This is a genomic window from Hydrogenophaga sp., assembly GCF_025699295.1.
In the GTDB taxonomy this organism is placed as follows: Bacteria; Pseudomonadota; Gammaproteobacteria; order Burkholderiales; family Burkholderiaceae_C; genus Hydrogenophaga.
Window position 1 is genome coordinate 66866 of the sequence record NZ_JAILWB010000019.1, and the last position, 10833, is coordinate 77698.

At 67.7% G+C, this 10833-nt stretch carries 9 protein-coding genes; 2 read left to right on the forward strand and 7 right to left on the reverse strand.

Translation table 11 applies throughout. The features are described from left to right. Window positions 1-90 precede the first annotated feature (90 nt). The gene (locus K5880_RS18790) at window positions 91-1524 is read left to right on the forward strand and encodes a HAMP domain-containing sensor histidine kinase (RefSeq protein WP_297655905.1); all 1434 of its coding nucleotides are present in this window, start codon (window positions 91-93) and stop codon (window positions 1522-1524) included. A 31-nt stretch (window positions 1525-1555) separates the two neighbouring features. On the opposite strand, the gene K5880_RS18795 is transcribed toward K5880_RS18790, so the two are convergent. The 7 genes from K5880_RS18795 to ppc form a co-directional block, all read right to left on the reverse strand. After that, window positions 1556-2149, reverse strand: a complete 594-nt coding sequence (locus tag K5880_RS18795) for a response regulator transcription factor (protein ID WP_297655908.1) — start codon at window positions 2147-2149, stop codon at window positions 1556-1558. A gap of 242 nt (window positions 2150-2391) precedes the next feature. Further along, window positions 2392-3687 (reverse strand): tryptophan--tRNA ligase, encoded by a 1296-nt coding sequence (locus tag K5880_RS18800; RefSeq protein WP_297655911.1) that lies wholly within the window; start codon window positions 3685-3687, stop codon window positions 2392-2394. A gap of 10 nt (window positions 3688-3697) precedes the next feature. Beyond that, window positions 3698-4366 (reverse strand): site-2 protease family protein, encoded by a 669-nt coding sequence (locus tag K5880_RS18805; RefSeq protein WP_297655914.1) that lies wholly within the window; start codon window positions 4364-4366, stop codon window positions 3698-3700. A 61-nt stretch (window positions 4367-4427) separates the two neighbouring features. After that, complete coding sequence (locus K5880_RS18810) at window positions 4428-5063, reverse strand: L-threonylcarbamoyladenylate synthase (protein WP_297655917.1); 636 nt, start codon at window positions 5061-5063, stop codon at window positions 4428-4430. Between the two features lie 9 nt (window positions 5064-5072). Next, window positions 5073-5981 (reverse strand): DMT family transporter, encoded by a 909-nt coding sequence (locus K5880_RS18815; RefSeq protein ID WP_297655920.1) that lies wholly within the window; start codon window positions 5979-5981, stop codon window positions 5073-5075. Beyond that, entirely contained in the window at window positions 5981-6838 is an 858-nt protein-coding gene (locus K5880_RS18820; RefSeq protein ID WP_297655922.1) for a 3',5'-nucleoside bisphosphate phosphatase, read from the reverse strand. Before K5880_RS18820 ends, K5880_RS18815 begins: the two co-directional genes overlap by 1 nt. Before the next feature lie 43 nt (window positions 6839-6881). Then, a complete protein-coding gene (ppc, locus tag K5880_RS18825; RefSeq protein WP_297655925.1) occupies window positions 6882-9731 on the reverse strand; it encodes a phosphoenolpyruvate carboxylase in 2850 nt (949 codons plus the stop codon). A 138-nt stretch (window positions 9732-9869) separates the two neighbouring features. Here ppc and hemC point away from each other — a divergent pair, with 138 nt between their 5' ends. Continuing rightward, the gene (hemC, locus tag K5880_RS18830; RefSeq protein ID WP_297655929.1) at window positions 9870-10832 is read left to right on the forward strand and encodes a hydroxymethylbilane synthase; all 963 of its coding nucleotides are present in this window, start codon (window positions 9870-9872) and stop codon (window positions 10830-10832) included. The last annotated feature ends 1 nt before the right edge of the window (window position 10833 follow it).

Sequence of the window (10833 nt, forward strand, 5' to 3'; positions counted from 1 at the left end):
GATTCTAGCAGGCCGCTGGCTGCGGATGCCGGACTGCGGGGTGCGCGAAGCGGGTGCGACAATGCGCCACCGTTTGCCCGTTGGTTCCTCATGCTCGTCGACACCCAGCCCGCCACCTACCAGCATGTACCGGCCTCCCCGGAGGTGCGCGATCAATGGGTCAATTCGCAGCTCATCGGCGTTCTGATGGACAACATGGGTCCGTCCCTGGTGGCCGCGATGGCGACGCTACCGCTGCTGGTGTACTTCATGGCGGGGCAGACCCACACCATCGCGCTGGCGGTCTGGGCGGTGCTGATGTTGGTGGTTCTGGTGCTGCGTTACCGGCTCATCGGCATCTACCGCCTGCGCCACGACAGCCTGGAGGGGCCGCAGCGCATGGCGTTCATGCAGCGGTACCAGTGGTCGTGGACGCTCATTGCACTGCTCTGGGGCGGTCCGGTGATCCTGAGCTACCAGCAGTCTTCGCAGGCCACGCAGTTCGTGTGCGGGCTGGTGGTGCTGGGGCAGGGGCTGCTCACGCTCACCTCGTTCAGCGCGTACCTGCCGGTGTTTCGCCGCTACGCCAATGCCCTGATCCTGTCGGTGTTCGTCGGCCTGGCCTGGGGCATGCTGCGAAAGCTGAACCAGCCGGAGGCGATTCAGATCAGCCTGGTCCTGATGGCACTGCTGCTGGTGTTCTGGGGGCTGCTCACCATGGCAGGCAGGCGCCTGCACGAGGTGTACCGCGCCAGCTTCGAGCTGCAGTTCTCCAACCAGGAATTGATCGATTCGCTGACCTTGCAGACAAGGGCGTCTCTGCGCGCGGTGGCCACGAAGAACCGCTTTCTGGCCTCGGCCGCGCACGACCTGCGCCAGCCGGTGCATGCGCTGAGCCTTTATGCGGACTGGCTGGCCACCGAGCCAGAGATGGCGCGCGACATTTCCCCGCGCATCCTGCAGTCGACCCGGGCGATCAACGAGTTGTTCGATTCGCTGTTCGACCTGACACGCATCGACGCGGGCAACTACAAGGTGCGGCTGCAGCACGTGGACGTGCAGAAGCTCTTTGCCGATCTGTCCATGCAGTTTGAACCGGTGGCCATCGGCAAGTCTTTGCGGCTGCGCACGCACGCCCGCCCGACCACGATCTGGTCCGACCCGGTTGTGTTGCGCCGTATCCTGGGCAACCTGGTGTCGAATGCCTTGCGGCACACGCACCAGGGCGGTGTTCTGCTGGCGCTGCGGCACCGCGAGGACATGCTGGTGTTCGAGGTGTGGGATACGGGGGTTGGTATCGCACGCGAGCACCAGCAGGCGATCTTCCAGGAGTTCTTCCGTGTGTCGCAGCACCAGGGCACGGAAGACAGCCTGGGCCTGGGGCTCACCATCGTCTCCAAGCTCACGTCGCTGATGGGTTACCAGCTGGCGCTGAACTCGGTGGCCAGTCAGGGCAGTGTGTTCCGCGTGATGTTGCCGGAGTTCACGCAGCGCGAACCCCTGCAGGCGCACCCCACCGCGCTGGAGAACAATTCCGGTTTCTGAAGGATCGGCCCGCAGGACCGGTGCCCGCGTGTCAGAGGTCGAGCAGGCCGGCGGTGCGCGCCAGGTGGCTGGCCTGGGAGCGGCTCTTCACGTTGAGGCGGCGGAACAGGCGCCACAGATGCACCTTGACGGTGTGCTCGCTGATCTGCAATTGCTCGGCGATGTCGCGGTTGCTCAGGCCACGGTCGAGCATCACCAGCAGCTGCTTCTGGCGCTTGGAGAGCTTGTCCGGGATGGTGGGCGCGTTTTCATCCTCGGCTTCCTCCGCGAGGAATTCACGCAGCACCTTGGCGATCTGGGCGGCGCCGGCCGACTTCTCGACGTAGGCATCGGCTCCGGCTTCACGCGCCAGGTCCTCGTAGTCGGAGGACGGGGATGCGGACAGCACGATAAGTGATGTGTCTGGCAGCATCTGCCGCACTTCACGCACGCCCGAGACGCCGTTGGTATCGGGCAGCTTCAGATCCAGGCACACCAGTTCGGGCTCGCCATGCTCGGCAATCGCCTTGCTCACCGCCGCCAGACGTTCGAGTTCAACCACTTGTGTGGACGCGCGCAGGCGCCGAAGCAGCATGACGACGGCTTCGCGCATCAGCGGGTGGTCGTCGATAACAAAAATACTCATGTCTGGCGTGCTGGTAATAATTGGTTTCAATGCGACAGCATATCGAGATTGTCCGCGTTTGGCGATAGCCAGCGGGGTGCGAATGCAATCGTTCTTTTTACTTTTCAGCCCGAACACCCCGGGGTATTCGAACGGAGGGGTTCAGTATCGGCGTCCGGTGCAGTCGAGGGGTATGTTGTCCACGCGCTGCGGCGGGCTTCCCGATTGTCCCTCAAAGGCCTGCGGTGCGGCGCGTGGGGTCATCAGACCTTGCCGGTGGCCATGAAGTGCTGCAGCGCCTGGTCCAGTGCACCGGCGTCACCCTGATGCGCCAGATGGGCCTGCAGGCCGGCCAGCGCCTCGCGGCCCTGCTGTTGCAGTTGCGCAATCGCCTGGGCGGCTGCCTTGCCCGACGCAAAGCCGGTGCTCTGCAGCAGCAGCTCGCCGCCGGCATCGACCAGCTTGAAGTAGAACAGGCCATCCTTTTCGCGGTACTGCTTGAACGCGGGCGCTGCCGTCTTGGTGGCCCTGGTGGTGGCTGACGTCACAGTGCTGTCGAGCCGGCGCAGTCCCACAGCCTCGCGCAGCCGCGCCGTGAAGGGCGTGGCGATCGCGCGGGCCTTGTCCGCGCCGGCCTTGAGGGTCTTTTCGATGCGTGCCGGGTCCTGGATGAGCTGGTCGTATACCTCGCGCAGCGGCGCGATCTCGTGGTCCAGGCGCTCGAACAGCATCTGTTTGGCGTCGCCCCAGGCGATGCCGTCGGCGTAGGCCTGGGCCAGCGCGGCGGTTTCGTCGGCGGAGGCGAAGGCCTGGTAGAGCTGGAACAGTGCCGAGCCCTCGGTGGTCTTGGGTTCGCCCGGCGCGCGCGAGTCGGTCAGGATGCCCATGATGAGCTTGCGCAGCTGTTCGCGCGGCACGAACAGCGGGATGGTGTTGTCGTAGCTCTTGCTCATCTTGCGGCCATCCAGGCCGGGCAGCGTGGCCACGTGGTCTTCGATCGCGGCCTCGGGCAGCGTGAAGTGCTCGCCGTACAGGTGGTTGAAGCTGGCGGCCATGTCGCGCGCCATCTCGATGTGCTGGATCTGGTCGCGCCCCACGGGCACCTGGTGCGCGTTGAACATCAGGATGTCGGCGGCCATCAGCACGGGGTACATGAAGAGGCCGGCGGTCACGCCAGCGTCCGGGTCTTCTCCTGCTGCGTTGTTCTTGTCCACCGATGCCTTGTAGGCATGCGCGCGGTTGAGCACGCCCTTGCCTGTGACGCAGGTGAGCAGCCAGGTGAGTTCGGGAATCTCGGGAATGTCGGACTGGCGGTAGAACGTGACGCGCTCGGGGTCGAGCCCGCAGGCCAGCCAGGTCGCCGCGATTTCCAGCGTGGAGCGCTGCACCCTTGCGGGTTCGCCTACCTTGATGAGCGCGTGGTAGTCGGCCAGAAAGTAAAAGCTTTCCACCTCGGCCAGGCGGCTGGCGCGCACGGTGGGGCGGATGGCGCCGACGTAGTTGCCCAGGTGGGGCGTGCCCGAAGTGGTGATGCCGGTGAGGACGCGTTGGGTTTTCATGGAGACGGGATCAGAGCAGCAGCAGGCGGATGGGAGTGAGCAGCACTTCAATGGCGCTGCCGGTGAGCATCATGAGCGGGCGCAGCCAGAGGTTGCCGACCACGCCGGAAATCACCAGGGCCATGACGATGAAGAAGCCCCAGGGCTCCACGCGCGAGACCAGTTCGGCCTGCTTCCAGGGCAGCAGGCCGACCAGGATGCGGCCGCCGTCCAGCGGAGGCAGCGGGAACAGGTTGAAGGCGAACATGACGAGATTGACCAGCAGGCCTGCCTGGCACATCTTGAGGAAGAATTCCTCCTCGACGCCACCGGCGAGCAGTACGTAAAACAGCACCGTCCAGCCGATGGCCTGCACGAGGTTGGCGCCCGGGCCGGCCAGGGCGACCCAGATCATGTCGCGCTTGGGGTTGCGCAGGCGACCGAAGTTCACCGGCACCGGTTTGGCGTAGCCGAACAGGAAGGCACCCGAGGTCGCGAAATACAGCAGCAGCGGCATCGCGATCGTGCCCAGCGGGTCGATGTGCTTGACCGGGTTGAGCGTGATGCGCCCCATCATCTCGGCGGTGTTGTCGCCGTAGTGCTTCGCGGCGTAGCCATGCGCCGCCTCGTGCAGCGTGATGGCGAACAGCACCGGGATGGCGTAGAGGGCGACGGTTTGAACGATCAGGGCGAGGTCCATGGGGGGCGCTGCAAACAAACGCGTATTGTCCCAGACGGCACCCGGGCGCCGCCTGCGCGGTTCAGAGCCCCAGGCGGGCGAGCGCGCCCTGGCCGGTGCGCAGCACCTCGGGCTCGCCGCCCGTGCCCATGGGGGTGAGGTCGATCACGGTGGTGGGCTCCAGCGCGCAGGCGCCGGCGTCGATCACGCCCGCCAGGTCGTGCTCCAGGCGATCGCGAATGTCGTGCGCGTCGTTCAGCGGATCGGTCTCGTCCGGCAGGATCAGCGTGGTGGCCAGCAGCGGCGCGTTGTGCTGCTCCAGCAGGGCCTGCAGCGTGCGGTGTTCGGGCACGCGCAGGCCGATGGTCTTGCGCGACGGGTGGCTCACGCGGCGCGGCACTTCCTTGCTGGCCTCCAGGATGAAGGTGTAGGGGCCGGGCGTGGCCAGCTTGAGCAAGCGGTATTGCCGGTTGTCCACTTTGGCGTAGCTCGCCAGTTCGCTCAGGTCGCGGCAGAGCAGGGTGAGGTGGTGCTTGTCGTCCACCTGGCGGATGCGCCGCAGCCGGTCGGCCGCGGCCTTGTCGTCCAGGTGGCAGACCAGGGCGTAGCTGGAGTCGGTGGGCACGGCCAGCACGCCGCCGCGTTCCAGCAGTTGCACGGCCTGTTTCAGCAGCCGCGGTTGCGGGTTCTCGGGGTGGACTTCAAAGTACTGGGACATGGCGCATTGTCAGGCTTCAGGCTGCTCCACCGGCAGGCGCCGGTCGCGTGCGGTGAGCCAGCTGGCGGTGGCGCCGCACAGCACGATCAGCACGATGCCGATGAGTTCGAGCTGCCCCGCGACGTGGCCGAACACCAGCCAGCCGCAGAACATCGCAAAACCGATCTGGCCATACAGATAAGGGGTGAGCGTGGAGGCCTGCGTGCGCGCGAACGCCAGGATCAGCAGGAAATGGCCGACCGTGCCCATGAGGCCGATGAGGCACAGCAGCGCGAAGGTGGTGGCGTCGGGGATGGCCTGCCACACCAGCGGCAGTGCCAGGCTGGCCAGCAAGGCCCCGACCCAGCCGGTGTAGAAGTGCATGGTCATCGGGTCTTCGGTGCGGGCCATCTTGCTGGTGAGGATCTGGAACCAGGCGTAGGTGAACACCATCACCAGCGGCAGCAGGCTGGCCCAGCCGATCACGTCGCTACCGGGCTGCACCACGAGCAGGGCGCCGGTGAAGCCGCCAGCCACCAGCAGCCAGCGCGGCCAGGTGACGCGCTCGCGCAGGAACAGCGCGGCCAGCAGCGTGACCACCAGTGGCGTGATCATGACGATGGCGGTGAACTCGCCCACCGGCATGTACTGCAGGGCCACGAACGACAGCGCGCTGACCGTCAGCAGCAGGCTGCCGCGCAGCAACTGGAAGCGCGGGTGCGCCGTCTGTACCAGGCTGCGCCCGCGCAGAGGCAGCATGACCGCAGTGACCACCACGGCATGGAACACATAGCGGAACCACACCGCCATGAGCACCGGCACGAAGGCCCCGACGTACTTGACCGTGGTGTCGAGCACGGCAAAGCAGGCTGTGGCAAGTACCAGGAACCCAATGCCCAGCGCCGCCTGAGCGGGCTTGTAGTGCGCCGGGGTCGCCATTACTGAAGGATGCGCGGCTGCAGCAGTTCCCACACCGGCGTGACGCTGCCGGGCAGGTAGGGCAGGCTCCCCAGGTCGGTGTGGCTTTCCTCGGGGCTGTGAAAGTCGCTGCCGCGCGAGGCGAGCAGGTCGAACTCCTGGCAGAAGCCCGCGTACTTGGCGTAATCGGCCTGGCCGTGTGCCCCGGTCATCACCTCCACGCCCTGGCCGCCGTGGGCCTTGAACTCGGTGAACAGCGCGTATTCCTCGGTGGCAGTGAACTTGTAGCGCCCCGGGTGAGCGATCACCGCCACGCCGCCGGCACCGGTGATCCAGCCCACCGCATCGCCCAGCGATGCCCAGCGGTGGGGCACGAAGCCGGGCTTGCCTTCGGTGATGTACTTGCGGAACACCTCGCTGATGTCCTTGCACACGCCCATCTCGACCAGGTAGCGCGCGAAATGCGAGCGCGAGATCAGATCCGGGTTGCCGACGAACTTCAGCGCGCCTTCATAGACGCCGGGAATGCCCACGCGCGCGAGACCGTCGCTCATCTCACGCGCGCGCTGCTCGCGTCCGCCGCGCGTGGCCTGCAGGCCCGCGAGCAATGCGGGGTTGGTGTGGTCCATGCCCAGCCCGACGATGTGCACCGTGACGCCCGCGAACGTGACCGACACTTCGACACCGGTGAGGTAGGGCAGGCCGGCGGCGCGCGCCGCGGTGATCGCGCGGTCCTGGCCGCCGAGCTCGTCGTGGTCGGTCAGGGCCCAGAGCTCCACGCCGTTGGTCCGGGCACGCTGCGCGAGCGCCTCGGGCGTGAGCGTGCCATCCGAGAGGACGGAGTGGCAATGCAGGTCGACGTTGATCAGTTGGGTCACCGGCACATTGTAGGTTTGGGCGCCTGGCCTTGCCGGCGTGCGGCTATCCGGTGTTTCTCAGGCCGGCTGCGATGCCGTTGATCGAGATGTGGATGCCGCGCTTGACGCGATCGTCGACGTTGGCGCCCTGGTCGCCCGCGCGGTGCCGTCGCACCAGCTCCACCTGCAGATGGTGCAGCGGGTCGATGTACGGGAAACGGTGGCGGATCGAGCGCTGCAGCGCGGCGTTGTTCACCAGGCGCTGCTTCACACCGGTGATCAGTGTCAGCGCGTCGGCGGTTCGCTGCCATTCGGCCTCGATCGCCTTGAACACCTGGTTGCGCAGGCGCTTGTCGGGCACCAGTTCGGCATAGCGCGAGGCGAGTGCCAGGTCGCTTTTGGCCAGCACCATGTCCATGTTGGAAAGCAGGGTGCTGAAGAACGGCCATTGCTTCACCATTTTCTGCAGCAAGGCCTTTTGCGTGGCCACGCCTTTGGGGCCATCGCGGTGCAGGAAGGCGTGCACCGCCGAGCCGAAGCCGTACCAGCCCGGCAGCGTGAGGCGGCACTGGCCCCAGCTGAAGCCCCAGGGGATGGCGCGCAGGTCCTCGATCTTCTGTGTGGCCTTGCGCGAGGCCGGGCGCGAGCCGATGTTGAGCTCGGCGATTTCGCGGATCGGCGTGGCGGCGAAGAAGTACTCGGCAAAGCGCGGTGTGTCGTAGACCAGCGCGCGGTAGGCCGCCATGCTTGCGCGCGAGAGTTCGTCGGCCGCGGCCAGGAAGGCCTTGGGCGCGGCGCGGGTGGCCTGCAGCAGCGTGGCCTCCAGCGTGGCCGCCACCAGCGTTTCCAGGTTGCGCCGGCCGATCTCGGGGTTGGCGTACTTGGAGCCGATCACCTCACCCTGTTCGGTCAGCCGGATCTGCCCGCGCACCGTGCCCGGGGGCTGCGCCAGGATGGCCTGGAAACTCGGGCCACCACCGCGCCCGACGGTGCCGCCACGGCCATGGAACATGCGCAACTGGATCGGCTGCGGGCTGCCCTGGTTCAGCGCATCGAACAGCCCGACCAGCGCGGTCTCGGCGCGGTACAGCTCCCAGTTGCTGGTGAAGATGCCGCCGTCCTTGTTGCTGTCGGAGTACCCGAGCATGATGTCCTGCTCGCAGTAGCCGTCGGCGGCGCCGCGCTGGACCATGGCGCGCACACCCGGCAGGGCGTAGTAGTCGCGCATGATGGGTGCGGCGTTGCGCAAGTCCTCGATGGTCTCGAACAGCGGCACCACGATCAGGTCGCACACCGCGTCGTCGTGCAGCGTGCCGCGCATCAGGCCGGTTTCCTTCTGCAGCAGAAGCACTTCCAGCAGGTCGCTCACCGTCTCGGTGTGGCTGATGATGGCGTGGCGGATCGCCTGCGCACCGAAGCGCGCGCGCCCGCTGCGCGCGGTTTCGAAGATGGCCAGCTCACCCTGCGTGTGCGCCGAGTAGCTCGCGCCCGGCACGCGCAGGGGGCGTGCATCGTCGAGCTGGCGCAGCAGCACGGCGCGCTTGCCGGCTTCGTCGAGCTGCGAATAGTGCGGTTCGATGCGCGCGATGGCGAGCAGCTCGGCCACCACCTCTTCGTGTTTGTCGGAGCTTTGCCGCAGATCGACGGTGGCGAGGTGAAAGCCGAACACCTGCACCGCGCGCATCAGCGGTTGCAGGCGCGCGCGCGCCAGTGCCGCGCCGTGGTGCGTCTTGAGCGAATCCTCGATGGTGCGCAAGTCGTCGAGCAGCTCGCCGGCATGGGTGTAGGGGTCCTGCGGTGCGACCGCGTGGCGGGCCGCGTCGCCTCCGGTCAGGGTCTTGAGCGTGGCGGCCAGTCGCGCGTACATGCCGGTGAGGGCGCGACGGTAGGGCTCGTCCTGGCGGTGGGCGTTGGTGTCGGGCGAGCGCTCGGCCAGCGCCTGCATGGCCGGGCTCACGCGGGCCAGCATGGCCGAGACCGAGAGCTCGGCGCCCAGGTGGTGCAACTGCGTGAGGTGGTGGCGCAGCACCATGTCGGCCTGGCTGTGCAGTGCGAGTTCGAGCGTGGGCGCGGTCACGTTGGGGTTGCCGTCGCGGTCGCCGCCGATCCACTGGCCCATGCGCAGGAAGGGTGCAATGGTGGCGTCGCCATCGCCTTCACCCAGGCCTTCCTCCAGTTCGCGGTACAGGCGCGGGATCTGCGTGAGGAAGGTGGCTTCGTAGTAGCTCAGGGCATTCTCGATCTCGTCGGCGACGGTGAGCTTGGTGAAACGCAGCAGGCGGGTCTGCCAGAGCTGGGTGACGCGCGCGCGGATCCGGGCCTCGTTGTCGGCGCGCTCGCGCGGCAGGTGTTGCGGGTCGTCGCGTTCGGTGAGCAGGCGCGCGATCGCGCGCTCGGCGTCCAGGATGCTCTTGCGCTGCACTTCGGTGGGGTGCGCGGTGAGCACCGGCGAGATGTGGCTGCGCGCCAGCGTGCGCACCACCTCGGCCGGCGCGATGCCGGCCGCGCGCAGGCGCTCGAGCGTGCGCGCCAGGCTGCCTTCCTGCAGTTCGCCGGCCCGTTCGTGCACGGCGCGGCGGCGGATGTGGTGCCGGTCCTCGGCCAGGTTGGCCAGGTGGCTGAAGTAGGTGAAGGCGCGGATCACGCTCACGGTCTGGTCGCCGCTCAGGCCCTTGAGGAGCTTTTTCAGCGCCTTGTCGGCCTGCTCGTCCGCATGGCGGCGGAACGCCACCGAAAGCCGGCGGATCTGTTCGATCAGCTCGAAGGCGGCGCGGCCTTCCTGCTCGCGGATCACGTCACCCAGGATGCGGCCGAGCAGCCGGATGTCGTCGATCAGGGGCTGGTCCTTGTCGGCCCGTCCGGCGCTCTTCGATGGGGTGGATGCGGCAGCGGATCGGGCAGGCGTTCGGCTCATGTCGGGGCGGTGTAGGGAGGGGGACAGGCGTGCGGACAAACGGGGCATGCTAGCATCCCGGACGCTCTGCCAGGTTACCAGTCGGGTACCGGAATTCCCGCGCCGTCCGGCCCTTCGCGCCCCTTTTCCCGACCCCGAATGCGCCCATCTCCCTCCCTCCTGACCATCACCATCGCCACCCGCGAAAGCCGGCTGGCCCTGTGGCAGGCCGAACATGTCAAGGCGCTGCTCGAAGGTCTGGGTCACCGCGTCACCCTGCTGGGCATGACCACCCTGGGCGACCAGATTCTGGACCGCAGCCTCTCCAAGGTGGGCGGCAAGGGTCTGTTCGTGAAAGAGCTGGAACTCGCGCTGCAGGACGGTCGCGCGGACATCGCCGTGCACTCGCTCAAGGACGTGCCGATGGACCTGCCACCCGGCTTTGCGCTGGCCTGCGTGATGGAGCGCGAGGACCCGCGCGATGCCTGGGTGTCGCCCCACTGCGCCGGCCTGGCGGACCTGCCAGCGGATGCGGTGGTGGGCACGTCCAGCCTGCGCCGCCAGGTGCTGTTGCGCGAAGCACTGAACCGGCTGGGGCGCGACGACGTACGCATCCAACCCCTGCGCGGCAATCTCGACACGCGACTGCGCAAGCTCGACGAGGGGGGCTACCACGCCATCGTGCTGGCCGCCGCAGGCCTCAAGCGCCTCGGCCTGGGCGCGCGCATCCGCCATGTGTTCGACGCCGCCGAGTCGTTGCCGGCCGCAGGGCAGGGCGCACTCGGCATCGAGGTGCGGGCCGACCGGGCGGACCTGATCACCGCCCTGGCCCCCCTGGTGCACCTGCCGACATGGCTGCGCGTGGCGGCCGAGCGCACGGTCTCGCGCGCCATGGGGGGCAGCTGCTCCATGCCTCTGGCTGCGTACGCCGACTGGCTGCCCGCGGGAGGCCTCTCGCTCGAAGCGGCCTGGGGCGATCCCGACGGCGTGCAGCCGGTGGTGCGGGCCAGTGGCAATGCCCATGTTCAGAGCCTGGACGAGGCCGAGGCGCTCGGCCAACGCGTGGCCCTCGCGCTGCGCGCGGCGGGTGCGGTGCCACCACCACCCGACGCAGGGGCCTGAA

Coding starts and splice junctions, on each gene's coding strand:
- K5880_RS18800 (WP_297655911.1), bottom strand. CDS start 3,687: ATGAAAACCCAACGCGTCCTCACCGGCATCACCACTTCGGGCACGCCC.
- K5880_RS18790 (WP_297655905.1), top strand. CDS start 91: ATGCTCGTCGACACCCAGCCCGCCACCTACCAGCATGTACCGGCCTCC.
- ppc (WP_297655925.1), bottom strand. CDS start 9,731: ATGAGCCGAACGCCTGCCCGATCCGCTGCCGCATCCACCCCATCGAAG.
- K5880_RS18810 (WP_297655917.1), bottom strand. CDS start 5,063: ATGTCCCAGTACTTTGAAGTCCACCCCGAGAACCCGCAACCGCGGCTG.
- hemC (WP_297655929.1), top strand. CDS start 9,870: ATGCGCCCATCTCCCTCCCTCCTGACCATCACCATCGCCACCCGCGAA.
- K5880_RS18805 (WP_297655914.1), bottom strand. CDS start 4,366: ATGGACCTCGCCCTGATCGTTCAAACCGTCGCCCTCTACGCCATCCCG.
- K5880_RS18815 (WP_297655920.1), bottom strand. CDS start 5,981: ATGGCGACCCCGGCGCACTACAAGCCCGCTCAGGCGGCGCTGGGCATT.
- K5880_RS18795 (WP_297655908.1), bottom strand. CDS start 2,149: ATGAGTATTTTTGTTATCGACGACCACCCGCTGATGCGCGAAGCCGTC.